This is a genomic window from Aquitalea palustris (assembly GCF_003693445.1).
Classification (GTDB): domain Bacteria; phylum Pseudomonadota; class Gammaproteobacteria; order Burkholderiales; family Chromobacteriaceae; genus Aquitalea; species Aquitalea palustris.
The window spans coordinates 53,939-76,053 of sequence record NZ_RFAR01000011.1 but is presented as its reverse complement, the minus strand read 5'-3'; the positions used below and the strand labels follow the sequence as shown (position 1 = coordinate 76,053).

Annotated in this window: 18 protein-coding genes; 4 read left to right on the top strand and 14 right to left on the bottom strand. The window is 60.2% G+C overall.

Features of this window, described 5'->3' with window-relative positions; translation table 11 throughout:
* Positions 1 to 203: 203 nt before the first annotated feature.
* From EAY64_RS03890 to mmsB, 3 genes are read left to right on the top strand one after another with little or no spacing between them, the layout of a single operon-like run.
* Positions 204 to 986 (top strand): enoyl-CoA hydratase, encoded by a 783-nt coding sequence (locus tag EAY64_RS03890; RefSeq protein ID WP_103523479.1) that lies wholly within the window; start codon positions 204 to 206, stop codon positions 984 to 986.
* Between the two features lie 11 nt (positions 987 to 997).
* Positions 998 to 2,119, top strand: coding sequence for an enoyl-CoA hydratase/isomerase family protein (locus EAY64_RS03885; RefSeq protein ID WP_103523478.1), 1,122 nt, complete (start codon positions 998 to 1,000; stop codon positions 2,117 to 2,119).
* A gap of 24 nt (positions 2,120 to 2,143) precedes the next feature.
* On the top strand, positions 2,144 to 3,034 hold the full coding sequence (gene mmsB / locus EAY64_RS03880; protein ID WP_103523477.1) for a 3-hydroxyisobutyrate dehydrogenase: 891 nt from the start codon (positions 2,144 to 2,146) through the stop codon (positions 3,032 to 3,034).
* Between the two features lie 65 nt (positions 3,035 to 3,099).
* On the opposite strand, the gene EAY64_RS20345 is transcribed toward mmsB, so the two are convergent.
* Positions 3,100 to 5,607 carry a glycoside hydrolase family 5 protein gene (locus EAY64_RS20345; protein WP_103523476.1) on the bottom strand — a complete coding sequence of 836 codons (2,508 nt, stop codon included), beginning with the start codon at positions 5,605 to 5,607 and terminating at the stop codon, positions 3,100 to 3,102.
* A gap of 284 nt (positions 5,608 to 5,891) precedes the next feature.
* Here EAY64_RS20345 and EAY64_RS03870 point away from each other — a divergent pair, with 284 nt between their 5' ends.
* Positions 5,892 to 6,986: a polyamine ABC transporter substrate-binding protein gene (locus EAY64_RS03870; RefSeq protein WP_103523475.1), complete on the top strand. Its 1,095-nt coding sequence runs from the start codon at positions 5,892 to 5,894 to the stop codon at positions 6,984 to 6,986.
* Between the two features lie 66 nt (positions 6,987 to 7,052).
* On the opposite strand, the gene EAY64_RS03865 is transcribed toward EAY64_RS03870, so the two are convergent.
* The 13 genes from EAY64_RS03865 to rpsO all read right to left on the bottom strand — a co-directional run bounded on the left by EAY64_RS03865 (position 7,053) and on the right by rpsO (position 22,049).
* Positions 7,053 to 7,805: a competence/damage-inducible protein A gene (locus EAY64_RS03865; protein ID WP_103523474.1), complete on the bottom strand. Its 753-nt coding sequence runs from the start codon at positions 7,803 to 7,805 to the stop codon at positions 7,053 to 7,055.
* Positions 7,806 to 7,822: 17 nt separating this feature from the next.
* Positions 7,823 to 8,623: a YdcF family protein gene (locus EAY64_RS03860; RefSeq protein ID WP_103523473.1), complete on the bottom strand. Its 801-nt coding sequence runs from the start codon at positions 8,621 to 8,623 to the stop codon at positions 7,823 to 7,825.
* A gap of 15 nt (positions 8,624 to 8,638) precedes the next feature.
* Positions 8,639 to 9,349: an ABC transporter ATP-binding protein gene (locus EAY64_RS03855; RefSeq protein WP_103523472.1), complete on the bottom strand. Its 711-nt coding sequence runs from the start codon at positions 9,347 to 9,349 to the stop codon at positions 8,639 to 8,641.
* Positions 9,346 to 10,116: an ABC transporter ATP-binding protein gene (locus EAY64_RS03850; RefSeq protein WP_103523471.1), complete on the bottom strand. Its 771-nt coding sequence runs from the start codon at positions 10,114 to 10,116 to the stop codon at positions 9,346 to 9,348. Before EAY64_RS03850 ends, EAY64_RS03855 begins: the two co-directional genes overlap by 4 nt.
* 3 nt (positions 10,117 to 10,119) lie before the next feature.
* Positions 10,120 to 11,202 carry an ABC transporter permease subunit gene (locus tag EAY64_RS03845; RefSeq protein WP_103523470.1) on the bottom strand — a complete coding sequence of 361 codons (1,083 nt, stop codon included), beginning with the start codon at positions 11,200 to 11,202 and terminating at the stop codon, positions 10,120 to 10,122.
* 17 nt (positions 11,203 to 11,219) lie between these two features.
* A complete protein-coding gene (locus tag EAY64_RS03840; RefSeq protein ID WP_103523469.1) occupies positions 11,220 to 12,149 on the bottom strand; it encodes a branched-chain amino acid ABC transporter permease in 930 nt (309 codons plus the stop codon).
* 732 nt (positions 12,150 to 12,881) lie between these two features.
* A complete protein-coding gene (astB, locus tag EAY64_RS03830) occupies positions 12,882 to 14,228 on the bottom strand; it encodes an N-succinylarginine dihydrolase (RefSeq protein ID WP_103523467.1) in 1,347 nt (448 codons plus the stop codon).
* Entirely contained in the window at positions 14,225 to 15,685 is a 1,461-nt protein-coding gene (gene astD / locus EAY64_RS03825) for a succinylglutamate-semialdehyde dehydrogenase (RefSeq protein ID WP_103523466.1), read from the bottom strand. Before astD ends, astB begins: the two co-directional genes overlap by 4 nt.
* Positions 15,682 to 16,716 (bottom strand): arginine N-succinyltransferase, encoded by a 1,035-nt coding sequence (astA, locus tag EAY64_RS03820; RefSeq protein ID WP_103523465.1) that lies wholly within the window; start codon positions 16,714 to 16,716, stop codon positions 15,682 to 15,684. The genes astD and astA overlap by 4 nt, the downstream gene beginning before the upstream one ends.
* Before the next feature lie 11 nt (positions 16,717 to 16,727).
* Positions 16,728 to 17,747, bottom strand: a complete 1,020-nt coding sequence (gene aruF / locus EAY64_RS03815; protein ID WP_103523464.1) for an arginine/ornithine succinyltransferase subunit alpha — start codon at positions 17,745 to 17,747, stop codon at positions 16,728 to 16,730.
* A gap of 106 nt (positions 17,748 to 17,853) precedes the next feature.
* Positions 17,854 to 19,068, bottom strand: coding sequence for an aspartate aminotransferase family protein (locus tag EAY64_RS03810; RefSeq protein ID WP_103523463.1), 1,215 nt, complete (start codon positions 19,066 to 19,068; stop codon positions 17,854 to 17,856).
* 380 nt (positions 19,069 to 19,448) lie between these two features.
* Complete coding sequence (gene pnp / locus EAY64_RS03805) at positions 19,449 to 21,596, bottom strand: polyribonucleotide nucleotidyltransferase (RefSeq protein ID WP_103523462.1); 2,148 nt, start codon at positions 21,594 to 21,596, stop codon at positions 19,449 to 19,451.
* A 183-nt stretch (positions 21,597 to 21,779) separates the two neighbouring features.
* A complete protein-coding gene (rpsO, locus tag EAY64_RS03800) occupies positions 21,780 to 22,049 on the bottom strand; it encodes a 30S ribosomal protein S15 (protein ID WP_103523461.1) in 270 nt (89 codons plus the stop codon).
* Positions 22,050 to 22,115 lie beyond the last annotated feature (66 nt).

Sequence of the window (22,115 nt, the reverse complement as noted above, 5' to 3'; positions counted from 1 at the left end):
GGAAAGCGAGGCTCCCTTGCAGGGCAAGGGCGGGGGGATTGGGAATAGATTAGAAGGCTGCGGAATCAATTGTTTAGTCGAAAGGCCCGGCTTTGCCGGGTCCAATACAATCGCACCAAATAACTTTGTCAGCAGCCTAGGATTCAGGACAACAAAGATCGTATACAGACTGTAAGCCCTACTTACCAATGATCGGGAACGCCATGACACATTACGCTCATCTGCAAGTGGAAATACGCGGCCACACCGCCCAGGTCACCATCGACAACCCGCCAGCCAATACCTGGAACCGCGCCAGCCTGAACGCGCTCAAGCAACTGGTGGCAGACCTGAACGCGGACGACAACATCTACGCGCTGGTGATCACCGGCAGCGGCAACAAGTTCTTCTCCGCCGGGGCCGACCTCAACCTGTTTGCCGACGGCAACAAGCTGGTGGCCACCGAAATGACCATGCTGTTCGGCGAGGCCTTCGAGGCGCTGGCGGCCTTCCGTGGCGTCAGCATTGCCGCCATCAACGGCTATGCCATGGGCGGCGGGCTGGAATGCGCGCTGGCCTGTGACATCCGCATTGCCGAAGTACAGGCGCAAATGGCGCTGCCGGAAGCTGCAGTCGGCCTGCTGCCCTGCGCCGGCGGCACCCAGCAGCTGCCGTGGCTGGTGGGCGAAGGCTGGGCCAAGCGCATGATTCTGTGTGGCGAGCGGGTGGATGCCGACACCGCTGAGCGCATCGGCCTGGTAGAAGAAGTGGTCGGCCAGGGCCAGGCGCTGGAAGCTGCGCTCAAGCTGGCGGAAAAAGTGGCACGTCAGTCGCCCTCCTCGGTCAAGGTGTGCAAGCAGCTGGTACAGCGCGCACGCATCGAACCGCCCGGCTATAACCTGATTCACGAACGCGAGCAGTTCATCAAGCTGTTTGACACCGCCGACCAGCAAGAAGGCGTGCAAGCCTTTCTGGCCAAGCGCAGCCCGCAATGGCACAACCGCTGACAGGAGCCGCCATGCACGACGCCGTGTTGTTTGAAGAAGTCCGCTGTGCCGATGGCAAGCGCCTCGGCATTGCCACCCTCAATAGCGAAAAATCACTGAATGCGCTGACGCTGCAGATGATACGCCTGCTGCAGCCGCAGCTGGCCGCCTGGGAAGCCCACCCCGATATCGCCGCCGTGTTGCTGCGTGGAGCCGGCGAAAAAGCCTTTTGTGCCGGGGGCGATGTGCGTGCCCTGCGCGAAGCGCTGCTGAGCGACGACAGCTATCCGCAGCCGCAGGCGCTGGAGTTTTTCCGCGAAGAATACACGCTGGACTACCACATCCACTGCTATGCCAAGCCGCTCATCGTATGGGGTCACGGCATCGTGATGGGTGGCGGGCTGGGGCTGATGGCCGGGGCCAGCCACCGCGTGGCCACCAGTGCCACCCGCATTGCCATGCCGGAAATCACCATCGGCCTGTATCCGGATGTAGCCGGCAGCTGGTTTCTGCAACGCATGCCCGCCCGCGTCGGCCTGTTCCTCGGCCTGACCGGCGCACCGCTCAACGCCCACGATGCGCTGATCTGCAATCTGGCCGATCACGTGCTGGCCACTGACGCCTGGCCGCAGTTGCTGGAGCAGCTGCAGCAGCAATACTGGGACGCCGATGCAGCCACCCGCCACGCTCAGGTGTCCGCCCTGCTCAGCCAGCTGGAACAGGCCGCACGCAGCAGCCTGCCACCATCCAATGTGCAGCCCAATCTGCTGACCATTCATCAGCTGATGAGCATGGGCAATCTGGCCAGCGTGGCCGATGCCCTGGGCACACAACCGTTCGACAACGACTGGCTGGCCAGCGCGGCCAAAAACTTCCGTCACGGCTGCCCGGTATCCGCCGCCGTGACCTGGGAAATCTTCCAGCGCGCCCGCCACCTGTCGCTGGCTGAAGCACTGCGCATGGAGCTGGTGCTGTCGCTCAACTTCTGCCACAAGCCGGACTTCCGCGAAGGCGTGCGCGCACTGCTGGTGGACAAGGACAGGCAGCCGCAATGGCATTACCGCCAATTGGCCGACATCCCGCAGGACTGGGTGGACAGCCATTTTGTGGCGCCGTGGCCGGCCGATCAGCACCCTATGGCCTCGCTGTCTTAAGTACAAGAAAAGAGGAGAGACGCAATGACACACATCGCCTTTATCGGCCTGGGCAATATGGGCGGGCCAATGGCGCTCAATCTGGTGGCCAAGGGTTTTAGCGTAGCCGCTTTCGATTTGTCAGCCGAGGCACTAGCCAGGCTGCAAACTGCCGGCGCGCGTGCCGCCAGCAGCGCGCTGGACGCCGTGCAAGGGGCTAGCGTGGTGATTTCCATGCTGCCCGCCGGCAAGCATGTGCAGGCACTGTATCTGGGCGAGCAAGGGCTGTTTGCCAGCCTGCCCAAGGGTACGCTGGTGATTGACTGCAGCACCATCGCCGCCAGCGATGCTCGCAAGGTGGCGGAAGCCGCCGCAGCCGCAGGCCTGCGCATGCTGGATGCGCCGGTTTCCGGTGGTACTGCCGGGGCCGCTGCCGGTACGCTCACCTTTATTGTTGGCGGCGCCGAGGCAGACCTGGCCGAAGCGCGCCCGCTGCTGGAGACCATGGGCAAGAACATCTTCCACGCCGGTGGCAATGGCGCCGGGCAGACAGCGAAAATCTGCAACAACATGCTGCTGGGTATCCTGATGGCGGGCACTGCCGAAGCGCTGGCACTGGGGGTGAAAAACGGTCTGGACCCGAAAGTGCTGTCGGACATCATGAGCAAAAGCTCTGGCCGCAACTGGGCGCTGGAGCTGTACAACCCCTGGCCCGGGGTAATGGACACCGCCCCAGCCAGCCGTGGCTATAGCGGCGGCTTCATGACCGCGCTGATGCTGAAAGACCTGGGCCTGGCCGAAACCACCGCGCTGGACAGCCATGCCGCCACGCCGCTGGGCACGCTGGCGCGCAATCTGTACGAAAGCCATGCAGCAGCCGGCCACGGCCAGCTGGATTTTTCCAGCATCCTGCAATATTTCCACCCGCAAGACTGAGTACAGAGCCAGGCAAGGCCCGGCCATGCCGGGCCTGTTTGTCACTCACGCCCTCTGCCCGCCAGCTAGTGAATCTCGACCTCCACCCACAAGGCGGGTACCGGCCCCGGTAGCGTGATGCTGGCTTGCTCCCGACCGCTGACAGTCAGCGCAGCCAGCCGCTGGCCATTGGCATCCAGCGCCCAGGCCCTGACACGGGAGGCCGCCACCGGCAAGCTGATACGGGCCTTGATCGCCTCGGCCAATACCGGGGCATTGCCCCATTGCCGGCCTACACTGTCGTGCTTGTCATCCAGCCAGCGCATGCCGGTGTTTGCCTCCATGCCCAGCGCCGTCAGCAGTACATGCCCTGGCGTGGCAAAACCTTTTCCCTCCAGCGCGGTAGCCAATAGCACGGCATGGCCGCTGGCGGCATCCAGCAACTGCAGGCCAAGCCCACCCAGCCGGATTTCCTGCTTGCCTGGCGCGCCAATCAGCCCCTTGCTGTTTGGCGCATCCAGCAGCACGACAGGCGCGCCCCCCGCTCCCCACCATAATTGATGGTTGACACTGGCCACCGGCAGGCTGATGGCGGCGCCTGGCGGCGATGAAAGCGATACCGGCCCCTGCAAGACCGCATTGCGCGGTACTCCCAGCCATTCTGCCGAGGGCATGACGCGCTGCCGCAGCAGCGTATCCAGCATGACACTACGGGGAGGCAGCGCAGCTGGAGCCAGGCCTGGGCTGCCAATGTCTCCGCGCCGGAACAGCGCGGCACAGGCCGGCAAGGCCGACATCTTGGCCGGATCGCCCGCAATGTCAAAAAAACCCGGAATACCGGCATGGCTGAGTCCCGTGGATTGGTAATCAAAAACAAACAGCGCATCCCAATCTTGCAGCGCGGCATAGGCGGCCAGCAGGGGCAGTCCTTCGGCAGCATGATCTGCCGGTGCCGGGTGGTTGTACTCGGTCACCACAAAGGGCTTGCCCGCCACCCGGCGCAAGGCCAGGTCGGCCAGGGTTCCGCCACCGTCCACCCCGGCCATGGCGCTATTGCCGATGCTCCAGTTGGCGGGGTCCCAGGGTCGGCCGGGAAAGCGCGGGTGCTGCCAGTAAGCATGCCCATCCACCACGTCCAGCATGGCCTGGATGGGTGCCGGGCTATAGCTGACCTGGGTGCCGATCAACAGCGCCTTTACCCCCAGATCATGGCGCAGATAATCGCGCATGCCCTGCCAGTAAGCCGTTTCCCGGTCCCACAGGAAGGCCGCCCAGTCCCGCATTTGTGCGCCGGACAAAGCAAGTTGCCTGCGGGCCAGGGGCAGGCCGACATTGCTTCGGTTCTCGCCTGCCGCCAGGGCAACGGCCCCACCTGCCTGCAGGCTGGCGGCGGCAATCCATAGCCGGCCATGCTCATGTCCCAGCTCTCCCAGCGTCAAGCGGGCAAGGTTTTCTTCGTCCGACGGGGTAAACACCAGATCAAAGTCCTGCCACGCCTCGCCAACGGCAAGACGGGAACGCCACAGGGATTTCCACGGCGCATGCGCCTGCATGGCGATGGCGGCCAGTTGCAGGGGGTGATCGGCACGGATGCGCAAATGCAGGGTGTAGGGCTGGCCGGCATGCAGGACCAGATTGTTCTGGTGGAGCTGGACATGCCAGTCCTCGGCACCGGCTTGCTGCATGTCCAGCTGCAGCACACTGCCTTGCTGCAGGCTGGCACGTGCGCCGCCCACGGTTTGCAGTACCCAGCGACCGGCTGTCAGCATGTCTTGCCCGGACTTGCCATTACGAGCTCCCCAGGCATGGGTCAGCGCGGCGTCTGTGGGATAACGGGCCAGCAACCAATGCTGCCACTGCGAGCGTAACTCCGCAGCGAAGGGTTCACTGATGGCATCCAGCGTGCCGGCCAACCACTCATGCAGCAAGCCGTCTTCATTATTGATTTCCACCAGGGCAATGCCGCTGTCTTCAGCGTAGATGCGCCCGGTGTAGGGGTTGCGGTGACGCAGCAGCATGCGCGCATAGTCCCGCTGCATGGCCTGCATGGGCGGGAAGAACAGATCGACGCCCTTCCAGTATTGCGGACGTGTCCTGCCATCCACTCCTGGCCATGGCGTAAAGCCGGGATAGCTGCGCCCCACATGCAGGTTGAGGTCGATATAGATGCCGTGCTTTTCCAGCGCGGCCAGCAAGTAGTCAAAGCGCTCCAGCGCATCCTCGTCCAGATGCAGTTTGTCTGCACTCAGCAGACCTTCCGGTGCCGGACGGCTGTCCAGATGGTGGAGCCGGACGGCATTGATGCCGAAACTGGCCAGCCTGGCCGCCATATGGTCGGCATCCTCGTGGCTGGGCATGGCTGCACCGAATGCGAGATTGACACCCAGCAAGCGTATCCGCTGTCCATCGCGGAAAAGATGGCCGTCCTGTACGCGAATCCGCGCATCAGCACGCTCCCGGCCCAGGTTCCAGCTGCTCAGATCCGGCACACCACTGACGGCGCGCAAGGGGTCCATCGGGTAATTGAACAAGGGGGAAGCCAGCAGCGGCATTGACAGCAACAGGCAGGAGACAAGCCGGATCAGGCTGCGCATTCATTTCTCCACCAACGATAGACAGAATTTCGCGTCCGGCATGGCCATAAGCGCGGCCAGCCGCATCAGCCAAGCATCAGGGCACTCAGTACCACGTCATATTAATCAGAAACAGGCTGATTTGCAGAGCAAGTCTGCCGATGATCCGGCCAGCCGGCAGATCACGAAACGGGAGGGCCAAACCGCGCAGATAGGCCTGGCGGGACAGGAGCGGGAAACCGGGCGCTTGCTGCGCGGTCCAACATCGCTCATGACAAGGTACTCACCCACCCAGGAAGATAGCCATGAAAACAAATCCATTCCGTGTGATCCCTGCCCTGCTGCTGAGCTGCACTGCCCCATTCAGCCTGGCGGCAGGTGTCGTCAATGTCTACAACTGGTCCGACTACATTGCCAAGGACACCATCCCCGGTTTTGAAAAACAGACCGGCATCAAGGTGCGCTACGACAACTACGACAGCAATGAAACTCTGCAATCCAAGCTGCTGACCGGCAGCTCCGGCTACGACATCGTCACCCCTACCTCGGACTTCATGGCCAAGCAGATCCAGGCTGGAGCCTTCCAGAAGCTGGACAAGAGCAAGCTGCCCAATCTGCGTAATCTGGACCCGGCGTTGATGGCCAAGATAGCCGGGGCTGATCCGGGCAATCTGTATGGCGTACCCTGGGCCTATGGCACGGATGGCCTGGGTTACAACCTGACCAAGGTGCAGCCGCTATTGGGCAAGGACACCCCGCTGGACGACTGGGACAATCTGTTCAACCCGCAAAAAGCAGCAAAACTCAAAGGCTGCGGCATTTCGGTGCTGGACGATGCCAAGGCAGTGTTTGCCACCACCCTGCACTACCTGGGCAAGTCTCCCAGCAGCCGCAACCCGGCCGACTACCAGGCGGCCTTCCAGACCCTGCAAAAGATCCGCCCCTATATCAAGCGCTTCAGCTCCTCCGGCTATATCAACGAGCTGGCCAATGGCGATATCTGCATGGTGCTGGGCTACTCGGGTGACGTGGTGATCGCCAAGACGCGCGCAACCGAAGCCAAGCGCCCTTATCAACTGGCTTATTACATTCCCAAAACCGGTGCCCCGCTGTGGTTTGACGTGATGGTGATTCCCAAGGGGGCCAAGAATGTCGATTCCGCACTGCAGTGGATCAACTACATGCAGACCCCGCAAGTGAATGCCGGCATCACCAATACCGTGTTCTACCCCACCGCCAATGCCGCAGCGCGCAAGTTCGTGAAACCGGAGATTGCCAACGACCCGGCCATCTACCCGCCGCCAGCCCTCATCAACAAGCTATTCCTGCTGGAGCCACTGCCGGCCGATATCATGCGCCTGCAAAACCGCTTGTGGACGCAGTTGAAAACCGGGCGCTGATCAGTCAGGTCCAGCAAAAACAAAAAGGGGCGTAAAGCCCCTTTTCTAGTGGTGTCGCTCACCAGCTCAAGCGCGTTCCTGCAAGGTGTAGCCCGCCGCCGTCAGCGCCTTGCGCCATTCGGCAAGGGCAATCTCCACCAGCTGGCGCTGGCCGGTGAAACCGAAATCGATATGCATCTGCGGGATGGTGTCATTGCCAAAGCTGGGCAGGCTGGACAGCTTGAGGGCAGGATAGCGCTGGCTGAAATCCTGCATCAGGGTAATCAGGTCGCCCTCGCGTGCGTTCAGCGCAATCACCCCGGCTTCCACGTCCGGGCTGTCATTGAACAGATGACGGTACTGCTCATCCAGCACCCATTCGATCATCGGCCAGGCCATGGCCGGGAAGCCAGGCACGAAATGCACATCGCCATGCGAGAAGCCGGCAATCTGGTTCACCGGATTGGGGATGATGCGGCTGCCCTGCGGAAACTTCGCCATATTGATGCGGTGCGGATAGGCATCCGCACCGAAGCGCGCCTCGATCAGCGCCCCCGCCTCCGGGTGGACCTCCAGTTCCAGGCCCAGCGCCTGGGCCGCGCAAGCGCGGGTGTGATCGTCTGGCGTTGCCCCGATGCCGCCAAAGCTGAACACCAGCTCGCCACCGGCAAAAGCACGCTCCAGCGTGGCATGGATGCGGGCCGGATCATCGCCCACATAGTCAGCCCATGCCAGGTTCAGCCCACGCGCCGCCAGAATGCGGATCAAAGCCTGCAGATGCTTGTCCTGACGCTTGCCGGACAGCAGTTCGTCACCAATGATGATGGCACCGATTTTCACGCACTCACCTCGTCAAATCAGGGCTGCGCAGCGGGCTGATCCACTTGGCCATGCAGCCAGCCGCGCGCCTTGTAGAAAAAAATTCCCAGCCACTCGCGCAAGGCAGAGTGGCACTCCTGCATGGCCCGGCCAGTGGGCAGATACCAGGCCAGCCCCCCGCCATCATAGCGGACAAAGCCGGTGGGCGCGGGCAACACTTGCAGGCCTTCGGCAGTAAAAAACGGCAAGGCGCGGCGCAGATGCCAGCCCTGGCTCACCAGCACGATACGGCCGATGCCATCCTTTTTCAGCAGACGGGCACTGTAGCGGGCATTTTCCAGCGTGGTGTTGGACTGCATTTCCACCCAGCGTACCGGCAGGCCGTAGTCCTGCTGCAGGGTACGTGCCATGACCTCGCCTTCCGGCTCGCCGCCCAGCGGGGAGCCGCCGGTCACCAGCAGCGGCAACTGGCTGCGTCGGGCCAGCCAGGCAGCATAGCGCAGGCGGCTGAGGGTATCGGCGCCTGGTTCGTTACGGCCGTACTCGGGAGCCGGCTTCTTGCCGCCCCCCAGTACCACGATGGCCTGAGCCTGCTGTAATTGTGCCTGTGTGATCGGCGGATACTGTTCGAGCCCGGCACTCAGCCACATGGCCGTGCGGGGGATGGACAGGCCATAGGCCAGAAACAGGCCGCCCAGCAGCAGCAGCCAGCCGGCCAGCGGGCGCGGACGCAACAGCAGTGCGCCGGCCAGTAGCGGCAGGATGAATAGCAGCGGCGGCAATAAAAAGGCCCCGAAGAGCTGGTGAACCAGTACTTCGGGGCTAATCGTTGCTGTCATTGAAGACTCGTTTGCTTACTCGCCGAGGTAGGCGTTACGCACGCGTTCGTCGTCGAGCAATTCGCGCGCCGGGCCACCCATGGTGATACGGCCGCTTTCCATTACGTAGCCACGCTGGGACACTTCCAGCGCCAGCTTGGCGTTCTGCTCCACCAGCAGCATGGTCACGCCTTCCTTGGCAATCATCTGGATGATCTCGAAGATCTTTTCCACGATGATCGGCGCCAGGCCCATGGACGGTTCGTCCAGCAGCAAGAGCTTGGGCTTGGACAGCATGGCACGGCCCATGGCCACCATTTGCTGTTCGCCACCGGACAAGGTGCCGGCCAGCTGCTTGAAACGCTCTTTCAGACGCGGGAACAGTTCGTACACGCGTTCGATTTCGCTCTGGATCGCCGCCTTGTCATTACGGTAGTAGGCGCCCATTTGCAGGTTTTCTTCCACCGTCAGCTTGCTGAAGATGCCGCGACCTTCCGGTACCATCACCAGCCCATGACGCACATAGTCATAGGAGGGAATGGTTCCGTTCAGCTTGCCATCATAAGTGATGCTGCCACCGGAAGGCTTGACCATGCCGATCAGGGTTTTCAGGGTGGTGGTCTTGCCGGCGCCGTTGGCACCGATCAGGGTCACCAGTTCGCCCTGGTCAATATGGAAATCGATCCCTTTGACAGCCTGGATGCCGCCGTAGGCCACTTGCAGGTTTTTAACTTCTAAGAGACTCATGCGTGTGCCGCTCCCAAATAAGCCTCAATCACTTTCGGGTTTCTGCGTACTTCTTCCGGGATGCCTTCGGCAATCTTCTTGCCGTAGTCCAGCACCGCGATACGGTCACACAGGCCCATCATGAGCTTGACGTCGTGTTCAATCAGCAAAACCGTGGTGCCGCTCTTGGCAATCTTGCTCATCAGATCCTTGAGCGATTCGGTTTCACGCGGGTTCATACCGGCAGCCGGTTCGTCCAGTGCCAGCAGCTTGGGCTCGGTAGCCAGCGCACGGGCAATTTCCAGACGGCGCTGGTGGCCGTAGGACAGGTTGCGGGCACGCTCGTTGGCCACATCGGCAATACCGACGTATTCCAGCAGTTCCCAGGCCTTGTCGGTAATGGCCTGCTCTTCGGCACGGGTACGGCGGTCACGCAATACCGCGCCCAGCGCACCAGCCTTGGAACGGATGTGGCGACCCACCATCACGTTTTCCAGCGCAGTCATTTCCGCGAACAGGCGAATGTTCTGGAAAGTACGGGCAATACCGGCTTCCACCACGATATGCGGCTTGGCCTGGAACAGGTTCTTGCCGTCGAAGGTGAAGGAGCCTTCGTCAGGCACGTACAGCCCGGTCAGCACGTTGAACAGGGTGGTCTTGCCGGCGCCGTTGGGGCCGATCAGACCGTAGATCTCACCCTTGTTGATGGTGAGGCCAACGCCGCTCAGCGCGTGCAAGCCGCCAAAACGCTTGTTGATGCCTTCAATTTTCAGCAGTACTTCAGCCATGACTTAACCTTTCTGCGCCGCCGCGTCTTTGGCGTCCTTGAACTCGGCCTTGCGGCGTTTGGACGGCAGCATGCCTTCCGGACGAACCAGCATCATCACCACCATGGCCATGCCGAACAGCAGCATGCGGGCGTTTTCCGGGTCGATCAGCATGCGACCCATGGTCTTCATCTGCAGCGGGCCAATCACGTCACGCAGGATTTCCGGCGCGATGGTCAGCACGACAGCGCCCAGGATCACACCAGCGATATTGCCCATGCCGCCCAGTACGATCATGGCCAGAATCATGATGGATTCGAGCAGGCTGAAGGATTCCGGCGAAACAAAGCCCTGGAAGGCAGAGAACAGGCCACCTGCCACACCACCGGACAGCGCGCCCAGTGCAAAAGCCAGCAGCTTGATGTTGCGGATGTTGATACCCATGGCGGAAGCCGCCACCTGGTCTTCACGCAGCGCCACCCAGGCACGGCCGATACGGGAGTGCTGCAGGCGGGAAGCCATGATTACCACCAGCACGGTCAGCGCCAGGAACAGGTAGTAGTACAGGTAAACCGGCGGCAGACTCAGGCCGAACAAGTTGATCGGGGTACCCAGATCCACACCCGCCACATGGATGGGGTCGATCAGGTTGATACCTTGCGGGCCGTTGGTGATATTCACCGGCGCATTCAGGTTGTTCATGAAAATACGCACGATTTCACCGAAACCCAGCGTCACGATGGCCAGATAGTCACCCTTCAGGCGCAGTACCGGAGTACCAAGCAGGATCCCGAAGAAGGCGGCAAACAGCGCACCCAGCGGAATGGTGACATAGAAAGGCCAGTGGATGCCGAAGTGCGGCGAGCCCAGCAGCGCATAGGTGTAAGCACCCACGGCATAGAAGGCGATGAAGCCCAGGTCGAGCAGGCCGGCAAAACCCACCACGATGTTCAGGCCCAGTGCCAGCATCACGTACAGCAGCGCAAAGTCGACGATACGTACCCAGGAATTACCCAGTGCGCCGCCTACCACGAAGGGCAGAACACACAGGGCAATACCGCAGGCAATGAACAGCCCGAGTTTTTTGGAATCGAGTGCCTTGGTCATATTATTTCTCCCCCGGATCAGGCACGGTCAGCCATCTTTTCGCCCAGCAAGCCGGACGGACGGAAAATCAGCACCAGGATCAGCACCATGAAGGCAAAGATGTCCTGGTAGTTGGAACCCAGGAAGCCACCGGTCAGCTGGCCGATATAGCCGGCGCCCAGGCTTTCGATGATGCCCAGCAGAATACCGCCAGCCACCGCGCCACCCAGGTTGCCGATACCACCCAGCACCGCTGCGGTAAACGCCTTCAGACCGATCATGAAGCCCATGTAGTAGTGCGCTTGCGAGTAGTTGGTGGCAACCATCACACCGGCAATCGCGCCCAGGGCGGAACCCAGCATGAAGGTGGCGGAGATGATGGTGTTGACATTCACGCCCATCAGGCCGGCCACGCTCGGGTTCTGGCTGGTAGCACGCATGGCGCGGCCCAGCTTGGTCTTTTCCACAATCACCAGCAGACCAGTCATCAGTACCACGCACAGCACCACGATCATGACTTGCAGCTTGGTAATGCTGGCACCCATGATGCTGACGGTATCGGAGTTGAGCAGGTCAGGGAAAGGAATGTAGTTGCGGCCCCAGATCAGGATGGCCACCTGCTGCAGCGTGATGGACAGGCCGATCGCGGTAATCAGCGGGGCCAGACGTTGTGCGCCACGCAGCGGACGGTAGGCCACGCGCTCGATGACGAAACCGAGCAGGGCACAAGCCGGAATGGCCACCAGCGTACCGATCAGCACGATGGCCCAGCCCGGCAGATTTACACCGGAATGCGTCAGCGTAGAGACAACGGTAATGCATACCATGGCACCAAACATCACGACTTCGCCATGGGCGAAGTTGATGAGCCCCATGATCCCGTACACCATGGTGTAACCCAGCGCGATCAGCGCATAGATACTACCAAGTACCAGACCATTGAGGATCTGTTGGATAAAAATGTCCACGTGGGAGATCTCCTTTGATTAAACGACCCAGCAGCTTGTAGGGCTTACCCTCTTCTTATGCCACCTGTAGTTGTATAGCCTGTCGTATTGAACCATTTTTCTGGTTTCTGTCTGACAGCCGCACGGATTATGCGTGTGGATTCAATCGACTGTCAATCTTAAAAACCGGCAAAAAACAGCTAAAAAGCAAATCATTTAAAAACTTTGCATGTTGTTGATTTTATTGATTTTTTTCAGACAATAACGCTGCGCCGCAACAAGATAAAATTGGATATCTTCGCTACGCCGTGCCACACCTGCCCAAGCATGCATTTTCACATTTTTGACATGTTTCCCCTTGATATTCTTCGTTTTCGAAAAGATATGTTCATTCACATTCCAAAGTGAACATAGAATTTTCGCAGTCATTCGAATGTATACAATCTTCGGGATACAATCCAAAGCATTACACTAAGGCATGGCTGGCGAGAAAATTCTCATGGCTGCGCACGTATCCTGATGCATGGATCCCGATAAAACCCACTCTACGTCCCCCTAGAGCAAAAGTCGGGCCAGATTTTTACGCTGAAAAAGCCCTACCCTGCCCCATAATGCGGCAGAAATCTCCCAAGCGCCCCAAAAAGAATCCCGGCTGCACCAGCGCGGCCATCAAGCGCCATCGCCACCATGAACAAAGCCACCCGCAGGTGGCTTTGTTCATCAGTCAGCTGGCGTCAACGCCCCCCAAGCCGGCTAAACCAGCTGGAAGGGGTAGACCGAACCCAGGCGCAAGATCTGCGTCAGTTCGTCCAGCGCGCCACGGCACTCGTTCAGCAAGGAGGGATCGGCCAGATCATCCCCACTCAGGCGGTCGCGATAATGCTTGTCCACCCAGTTGTTCAAGCTCAGGAACAGCGGCTCGCTCATCATCACGCCCTGGTTGACAGCGGCGATCTCCGCTGCGGACAGCGCCACGCGCAAGCGCAGGCAAGCCGGGCCGCCACCGTTTTGCATGGACTGCTTGAGGTCGAACACGCGGATTTCATTGATCGGGCCGCCGCTGGAGGTCATCTTTTGCAGATAGCTCCATACACGCTCGACGTTGCGGCACTCCTCAGGCACTACGATGATCATGCTGCCATCCGGTTTGGACAGCAGCTGGCTGTTGAACAGATAGCTCTTGACCGCCTCTGCCACGCTCACTTCGGCATTCGGCACCTCGACCGAAACAAAGCGCCCCCCCAGCGCCGCCAGCTTGCGCGACAGCTCTTCCAGCACCCGCGGCTGGTCGAGGAAGGACTTCTCGTGGTGGAACAGCACATTGCGGTTGCCCACCGAGATCACATCGTTATGGAAGACGCCGGCATCAATGGTGGCCGGATCTTGCTGGGCATACACCACTCCCGATTCGGACAGGCCGTGCAGCCGGGCTACCGCCTGGCAGGCTTCCAGCGTCTGCCGCGCCGGGAAGCGCTGCGGGGCCGGGTAGCGGCCATCAAAGGCTGCCGCACCGAACACGAAGAACTCCACCCCGGCACCATCATATTCCGCACAGAAGCGGGTATGGTTGGCCGCGCCCTCATCACCAAAGTGCATTTGCGCCGGCAGCGCCTCATGTACCATGAAGCGCTGCTCATCGGCAAACATGGCCGACAGCAAACGGCGGGTGGTCGGATGCTCGATGGAACGGTGGAACTTGTTGTTCAGATTGGCCGGGGTAAAGTGCACGCGCCGGTCAGCGGTATCACCAGACGGGCTGACCGTAGCGGCATTGGCTGTCCACATGCAGGAGGCCGACGAGGCTGCCGCCAGAATGGCCGGGGCTTCCTTGGCGGCACGGGCCACCACTTCACCATCCGTACCGGAAAAACCCAGCCGGCGCAGGCTGGCCACATCCGGCCGCTCATGCGGAGCGAGCACCCCCTGCTTGAAGCCCAGGTCGTGCAGCGCCTTCATCTTGGCCAGGCCCTGCTTGGCCGCCAGCCTGGGGTTGGACACCGCCTTGGTATTGCTGGTGGAAGCCACATTGCCGAAGGACAGGCCGCTGTAGTTGTGGGTCGGGCCAACCAGGCCGTCAAAATTCACTTCATAGGCGTTCACAGTGTAATCCCCGGAGAAAGTTGAGCAGGCACGGTCAGGCTGTCGCACTCCAGCGAAGCCACCGGGTAGGCACAATAATCAGCGGCGTAATAGGCGCTGGGACGATGATTACCGGAAGCACCGATACCACCGAACGGCGCGGCACTGGAAGCACCGGTCAGGGGCTTGTTCCAGTTGACTACACCGGCACGGCTTTCCAGCAGATAGCGCTCGTACAGCGCGCGGCTGTCCGACAGCACCCCACCGGCCAGACCAAAACGGGTGTCGTTGGCAATGGCGATGGCTTCATCAAAATCGGCATAGCGGATGACTTGCAGCAAGGGGCCGAAGAACTCTTCATCCGGGCGCTCCACCGCAGTACTGTCGATGATGCCAGGCGACAGGATGGCAGCATCCGGCGTCAGGCGACGCATTTCCAGCAGACTCTTGCCACCGTTTGCCAGCAGCCAGGCCTGGGCCTTGAGCAGGGCTTCGGCAGCGGCATTGGAAATTACCGCCCCCATGAACGGTGCCGGTTGTTCGTCGTACTTGCCCACCTTGAGCTTGGCGGTGACTTCCACCAGCCGTGCCAGCAGCGCATCACCCCAGGCGCCTTGCGGCAGCAGCAGACGGCGGGCGCAGGTACAGCGCTGGCCGGCCGAGACAAAAGCCGACTGGACAATGTGGTGCACAGCGGCATCGACATCGGCCACGTCTTCCACGATCAGCGGATTGTTGCCGCCCATTTCCAGCGCCACGATCTTGTCCGGCTGACCGCCAAAATTACGGTGCAGCAACTCGCCAGTAGCCGAGCTACCGGTAAAGAACAGGCCATCGATGCCCTTGTGGCCAGCCAGGGCGATACCGGTTTCGCGAGCACCTTGCAGCAGGGCAATCACGCCGCTCGGCAAGCCGGCTTCCGCCCACAGCCGCACGGTTTCCTGCGCCGTCCACGGCGTCAGTTCCGAAGGTTTGAACAGCACGCAGTTACCGGCCAGCAGCGCAGGCACGATATGACCATTCGGCAAATGGCCGGGGAAGTTGTAGGGGCCAAACACCGCCACCACGCCATGCGGCTTGTGACGCAGCACCGCCTGGGCATCGCCCATGGGAGCAGCACGCTCGCCGGTACGCTCCTGGTAGGACTTCACCGAGATCTCCACCTTGTTGACCATGGTGGTGACTTCGGTCAGCGCTTCCCACAGCGGCTTGCCGGTTTCCTTGGCGATGATGGTGGCCAGCACCTCCTTGTTGGCCGTCAGCAGTTCGCCAAAACGGCGGGCGATGGCAATGCGCTCGTCCAGCGCGGTGCGGGCCCAGCTCTTGAAAGCCTGACGTGCCGCAACAACAGCCTGATCAACCTGCGCGGCATCCGCGCCCTGCCCTTGCCAGATGACTTCAGCCGTAGCCGGATTGGTCTTGCTCAGGGCCGCGCCGGCGCCGGCCAGCCATTGGCCATTGATAAACAGGGTGCTCATACATTCTCCTTGGGCGACAGCGCTACGACGCGCACATGCTCGCCTTCCTGCACGTTCAGGGCCTGCGCCTGATCCGGTGTCAGGAAGAATTCATGGGTAGGTGCCGGGGCTTCGGCCAGAATCACCCGGAAACCGGTCAGCGATTCATTCGACACCAGATAATGACAACGCTCGCCTGCCGGCAGCGGGTCTGCCAGCTTCACCGCCAGGGTGCGGCTTTCCTTCACCGCGCGGATTTCACTGGTATACGCCTGCACGGTAGGGCCGGCATCGAAAATGTCGACATAGCCTTCGTAGCGGAAGCCTTCGGACTCCAGCATGGCCACCGCCGGGCGCGTGTTGTCATGGGTCTTGCCAATCACCGCCTGGGCATCGGCCGGCAGAAAATCCACATACACCGGATGCTTGGGCATCAGCTCGGCGACAAAGGCTTTCTGGCCAACGCCGGTCAGGTAATCTGCTTCGGCAAAATCGATGGAGAAGAAGTGCCGGCCCAGCCCTTCCCAGAAGGGCGAACGGCCATCGGCATCGGATACCCCGCGCATCTCTGCCACCACGGTCTTGCCGAATAGCTGCGGGAATTGCGCCAGAAACAGGAAGCGGCTCTTGGACAGCAAGCCGCCATTACGGTTGGCACGGAAATCAGGGTGCAGGAACAAGGTGCACAGCTCGGAGTAACCGGTGTGGTCGTTGGACAGGAACAGGGTTTCGTGGCGCGAATACACCCCCAGCTCGTCCGAGGCATGCACAATGGTGCCCACGCGGTAGTTGTACCAGGGCTCTTTCAGGCCAACAGCAGCTTCCAGCGCGCAGATACCCCCTACTTGCCCTGTTTCGCTATCTTCCAGCACAAATACATAGCCTTGGTCGGCACGATCCAGCTCGCCAGCAAAGGACAACACCGAACGGCTGATGCGGCGCGACAGCCGCTCTTCATTCACCGGCAGCGAAGTCAGGCCGACACCGGCACTGCGCGCCAGATTCATCAGACCAGCCAGATCGCCATGTGCGATGGGACGGATAATCATCATGCTGCTTCTCCTCAGCCTTGCTGCAAACCGACGACGCGCACAGTGTCACCACTGCTCACACCCAGGGCCTGGGCCGCGTCGGGGTTGATGAAGGCCACGCCATCGACCACCGCCACCCGTATGGCTGCGGCGGCAAAGTCGCCTACCTGTTGATTGCATACCAGATGCACGCTGGCTTGGGCCGGCAGGCTGGCCGCCACTTCCACCGGATAGCAGCGATTGCGCTCCAGCGTTTGCAGTCGATCCAGCTCGGCAGTCAGCACCGCGCCGCCATCAAAGATATCGATGTAGTTGTCCGCCTCGAAGCCTTCGGTGGTGAGCAACTGACAGGGACGCTCGAAATTGGCATGAATCTGGCCGATGGCGTTTTGCGCATCATCCGGCAGCAAGGGAACATAGATCGGGTAGCTGGGCATCAGCTCGGCAATAAAGGTTTTGCTGTGGCCAACAAAGGCCTGCTCCACCTGCAGGAAATCCATATTAAAGAAGCGGCGGCCAATGGCATTCCAGAACGGCGACTGACCTGCATCATCATGAATGCCCTGCATCTCGGCAATGATGCGGCGGCCAAAGCGCGCACGCGCCGTGGCAACAAACAACAGGCGGGCACGCGACAACAGTTCGGCCGCGATGGGCTCCAGTGCAGCATCGGCATAAAACCCGCATAGCTGCACCATGCCGGTAAGGTCGTGACAGATGTTCAGCACATGCACACGGTTGTTCACCTTCAGCGTGCGCGAGGCATGCACAAAGGTTTCGCTACGGTAGCTATAGAAAGGCTCGTCAAAGCCGGCACAGGCGCTGATGGAGGCGGTGCCAACCACTTCGCCGGCCGACTCCAGCACAAACATATAGTATTCGCTGCCGGTTTCGGCGGTAGCTTCAAACTCGAAGGACGACGCGGACTTCTGGATGCGTTCGAACAGCTTGTCCCGGTTATTGGGCAAGCTGGTCACACCGATGCCGCTGGCAACAGCCAGACGCTCGATGGCCGGCAGATCGGCAGTGCGGACGGGGCGCACGATAAACATGGGAACCTCCCTCTGGGGGAAAGCCGCTACGCCGTATCACGGGCGCAGCCGTACCCGCAGCCACGGAAAACCCGGGCTGCGGTGACTCTTGCTGGGGAAAACGGGCTTACTTGGCGGCGACGAGTTCAGCCACGGCAGCATCAAAGCGCTGCAGGGCTTCATCGATATCGCGCTCTTCCACCACCAGCGACGGTGCCAGACGCACAACATTCAAACCGGCAACCAGCAACAGCAGCTGATGCTTGCTGGCGGCGTTGACAAAATCCTTGGCACGGCCGGCATATTCATCCGTCAGCACGCAGCCCAGCAGCAGGCCCAGGCCACGTACTTCCTTGAATACCTGATACTTGGCATTGATGGCATTCAGGCCATCGCGCAGACGCTGGCTCTTGGCACGTACGCCGTCCAGCACTTGCGGGGTATTGACGATTTCGATGACCTTGAGCGCTACGGCAGCAGCCAGCGGGTTGCCGCCATAAGTCGTACCGTGGGTGCCCACGGAGAAGCTCTTGGCAATTTTATCGGTAGTCAGCATGGCACCCACCGGGAAACCACCACCCAGCGACTTGGCGCTGGACAGGATGTCCGGGGTCACACCGTACTCCTGATAGGCATACAGCGAGCCGCTACGGCCGACGCCGGTTTGCACTTCATCAAAAATCAGCAGGGCATTGTGCTGGTCGCACAGTTCACGCGCGGCTTGCAGGAAAGCCTTGTCGGCCGGCAATACGCCGCCCTCGCCCTGTACCGGCTCGATGACCACGGCACAGGTCTTGTCGTTGATGGCGGCCTTGAGCGAATCGATATTATTGAATTCGAAGTGGCTGATGCCGGCCGGTACCGGGGCAAAGCCCTCGGTGTACTTGGGCTGGCCACCCACGCTTACCGTGAACAGGGTACGGCCGTGGAAGGAGTTCTTGCAGGAAATGATTTCATTCTTTTCCGGGCCGAAATGATCGGCGGCGTATTTGCGGGCCAGCTTGAAGCAGGCTTCATTGGCTTCGGCACCGGAGTTGCAGAAGAAGGCGCGGTCGGCAAAGGTGGCAGAGGTCAGCGCATGCGCCAGTTTCAGTACCGGCTCGTTGGTGAACACATTGGACACATGCCACAGCTTGCCGGCCTGTTCGGTCAGCGCAGCCACCAGCTCAGGGTGGCAATGGCCCAGCGAATTCACGGCGATACCACCGGCCAGATCGATGAATTCGCGACCATCCTGATCCCAGACGCGGGAGCCCAGGCCCTTGACCGGAATAAAAGCCGCCGGGCCGTAGTTGGGTACCATGACCTGGTCGAAATCAGCGCGGGTGATCGAATTGCTCATCTTTATAGTTCCCTTCCTGCAGAGTCCTCCGCTCCTGCCTGTGGTGCTGGGCAGAAAACGGCATTGTTATGATTTAATACGCTTGAAATGATTCTAATCGAATCACCAAGCCAACCCATATCCGGTTTGCGACATCAGCTTATAAAATTACTTGACCTATCTCAAAGCAGACAAGCCAGAACAATTTCCATCTTATTCAAAGACTTGCAGCAGATTGTAGCGTCAACAGCGGTGCAAGCAGCCCAGAATAGTCAATTTTCCCAGCTGGCACTGCGGCAATGGCGACATGCAACAACAGCTTGCCTGCCGGCAGGCTGACACACTACAGGCGTAAAAAAGCCCGCATCGCTGCGGGCTTTCTTGTTTCCGGCAAAGCGGAATTACTGCTGGGTCTTCAGACCGAAGGAGTCGGCGGTTTCGCGCGCTACCTTGGATTCGTCTTCCAGCAGGGCCTTGATCGACAGGCGGATACGGCCGCGATCATCCATTTCGATGGCCTTGACCTTAACGATCTGACCTTCCTTCAGGTAGTCGGACACATTCTTGATACGCTCGTTGGCGATCTGCGAGATATGAACCAGACCATCCTTGCCCGGCAGAATGGATACGATGGCGCCGACATTGTTGTCGAGAATCTTCACCACGGTACCTTCGTAGATCTTGCCTACTTCGACTTCAACGGTGATTTCCTCGATACGCTTCTTGGCAGCTTCGGCACCTTCGCCGGAGATGGAAGCGATGGTGATGGTGCCATCTTCATCGATGTTGATTTCGGTACCGGTGTCCTTGGTGATGGAGCGGATGGTTTCGCCACCCTTGCCAATCACTTCACGGATTTTCTCCGGATTGATCTTCATCACGTACAGACGCGGAGCGTGGGCGGACAGCTCTTGCGGGCCATCCACGGCTTCCTTCATCAGACCCAGGATATGCTCGCGGCCTTCCTTGGCTTGCGCCAGGGCAACCTGCATGATTTCCTTGGTGATGCCCTGGATCTTGATGTCCATCTGCAGTGCGGTGATGCCTTCGGCAGTACCAGCCACCTTGAAATCCATGTCGCCCAGGTGATCTTCATCACCCAGGATGTCGGTCAGCACGGCGAAACGGTTGCCTTCCAGGATCAGACCCATGGCGATACCAGCCACGTGCGCCTTCAGCGGCACACCGGCGGACAGCAGCGACAGGCAGCCGCCACATACCGAAGCCATGGAGGACGAACCGTTGGACTCGGTGATTTCCGATACCACGCGCATGGAGTAACCGAATTCGGTTTCCGGCGGCAGAACGGCGATCAGCGCGCGCTTGGCCAGACGGCCGTGGCCGATTTCACGACGCTTCGGCGGGCCCATGCGGCCGGCTTCACCGGTGGAGTACGGCGGGAAGTTGTAATGCAGCATGAAGCGCTCGGTGTATTCACCAGCCAGCGCGTCGATGATTTGCTCATCCTGCTTGGTACCCAGCGTGGTAACCACCAGACCTTGGGTTTCGCCACGGGTAAACAGGGCGGAACCGTGGGTACGCGGCAGCACGTTGCTGCGGATGCTGATCGGGCGGACGGTACGGGTGTCGCGACCGTCGATACGCGGTTCGCCAGCCAGAATCTGGCCACGGACGATTTCCGCTTCCAGACCCTTGAAGATGCCCTTGATCTCGTTAGCCTTCAGGGTGTCGGTTTCTTCATTGATCAGCGCAGCCTTCACGTCGCTCCAGGCTTCGTTGATGGCCACGGTACGGGCTTGCTTCTGACGCAGGCGGAAGGCATCAGCCAGCTTGGCACCGGCAATGCCACGCACCTGGGCGATCAGCTCTTCGTTTTGTACCGGAGCAGCCCAGTCAAACATCACCGGGTTGACTTCGTCAGCCAGTTCGTTGATGGCCTTGATGGCGGACTGCATTTGTTCGTGACCGAACACTACAGCACCCAGCATCACGGCTTCGGACAGTTCCTTGGCTTCGGATTCCACCATCAGCACGGCACGTTCGGTACCGGCCACCACCAGATCCATGGCGGAAGTCGCCAGTTCGGTCTTGGTCGGGTTCAGGATGTATTCGCCATTGGCGTAGCCCACGCGGGCAGCGCCGATCGGGCCGGCAAACGGCAGGCCGGAGATGGCCAGTGCAGCAGAAGCACCAATCATGGCCGGGATGTCGGAATCCACTTCCGGATTCAGCGACAGCACGGTGGCCACGATCTGTACGTCGTGGTAGAAGCCTTCCGGGAACAGCGGGCGGATCGGACGGTCGATCAGGCGGCTGGTCAGCACTTCCTTCTCGGACTGCTTGCCTTCGCGCTTGAAGAAGCCACCCGGGATTTTACCGGCAGCGTAGGTACGCTCCAGGTAGTCCACGGTCAACGGGAAGAAGTCCTGGCCCGGCTTGACATTTTTGCCACCAACAACGGCCACCAGAACCACGGTTTCATCAACGGATACAATAACGGAGCCGGAAGCCTGGCGCGCTACTTCGCCGGTTTCCAGGGTAACAGTCTGGTTACCATACTGAAACGATTTGGTAATTTTATTGAACACAGGGTATCCCTTAGTCAAAATATGTTTTTTCAAGCTGAAAACACAACGGGAACCCCTAAAAATTCAGACCGACCGCGATCAAAATTTCTAGAGGCTCCCCCCGTTGTCACAGTAATACAGCGTGCTTGAAGGCCAGCGTGAAAAAGTCGCAGACTTGCTGCGACTTTTTCAAACCTGAACCAATTACTTGCGCAGACCCAGACGGGCAATCACGGCGCGGTAGCTGTCAGCATCGGTGCGCTTGAGGTAGTCAAGCAGACGACGACGACGGCTAACCATTTTCAACAGACCACGACGGCTGTGGTGATCCTTGGTGTTGGCCTTGAAGTGCGGGGTCAGATCGTTGATACGAGCGGTCAGCAGTGCGATTTGCACTTCGGACGAACCGGTATCGCCTTCCTTGTGTTGGAAGTTTTTAACGATTTCTGCTTTTTGGGTGGCGGTCATTGCCATTTTGGGTAACTCCAAATCAGGTAAGGATCTTGCGATCCGACAAGTGCAGCGAGCCGGTTGCCCAAC

What these genes read in the sequence shown, in the direction of transcription:
- EAY64_RS03890 (WP_103523479.1), top strand. Translation starts at nt 204, where the DNA reads ATGACACATTACGCTCATCTGCAAGTGGAAATACGCGGCCACACCGCC.
- EAY64_RS03885 (WP_103523478.1), top strand. Translation starts at nt 998, where the DNA reads ATGCACGACGCCGTGTTGTTTGAAGAAGTCCGCTGTGCCGATGGCAAG.
- mmsB (WP_103523477.1), top strand. Translation starts at nt 2,144, where the DNA reads ATGACACACATCGCCTTTATCGGCCTGGGCAATATGGGCGGGCCAATG.
- EAY64_RS20345 (WP_103523476.1), bottom strand. Translation starts at nt 5,607, where the DNA reads ATGCGCAGCCTGATCCGGCTTGTCTCCTGCCTGTTGCTGTCAATGCCG.
- EAY64_RS03870 (WP_103523475.1), top strand. Translation starts at nt 5,892, where the DNA reads ATGAAAACAAATCCATTCCGTGTGATCCCTGCCCTGCTGCTGAGCTGC.
- EAY64_RS03860 (WP_103523473.1), bottom strand. Translation starts at nt 8,623, where the DNA reads ATGACAGCAACGATTAGCCCCGAAGTACTGGTTCACCAGCTCTTCGGG.
- EAY64_RS03855 (WP_103523472.1), bottom strand. Translation starts at nt 9,349, where the DNA reads ATGAGTCTCTTAGAAGTTAAAAACCTGCAAGTGGCCTACGGCGGCATC.
- EAY64_RS03850 (WP_103523471.1), bottom strand. Translation starts at nt 10,116, where the DNA reads ATGGCTGAAGTACTGCTGAAAATTGAAGGCATCAACAAGCGTTTTGGC.
- EAY64_RS03845 (WP_103523470.1), bottom strand. Translation starts at nt 11,202, where the DNA reads ATGACCAAGGCACTCGATTCCAAAAAACTCGGGCTGTTCATTGCCTGC.
- astD (WP_103523466.1), bottom strand. Translation starts at nt 15,685, where the DNA reads ATGAGCACCCTGTTTATCAATGGCCAATGGCTGGCCGGCGCCGGCGCG.
- astA (WP_103523465.1), bottom strand. Translation starts at nt 16,716, where the DNA reads ATGATGATTATCCGTCCCATCGCACATGGCGATCTGGCTGGTCTGATG.
- aruF (WP_103523464.1), bottom strand. Translation starts at nt 17,747, where the DNA reads ATGTTTATCGTGCGCCCCGTCCGCACTGCCGATCTGCCGGCCATCGAG.
- EAY64_RS03810 (WP_103523463.1), bottom strand. Translation starts at nt 19,068, where the DNA reads ATGAGCAATTCGATCACCCGCGCTGATTTCGACCAGGTCATGGTACCC.
- rpsO (WP_103523461.1), bottom strand. Translation starts at nt 22,049, where the DNA reads ATGGCAATGACCGCCACCCAAAAAGCAGAAATCGTTAAAAACTTCCAA.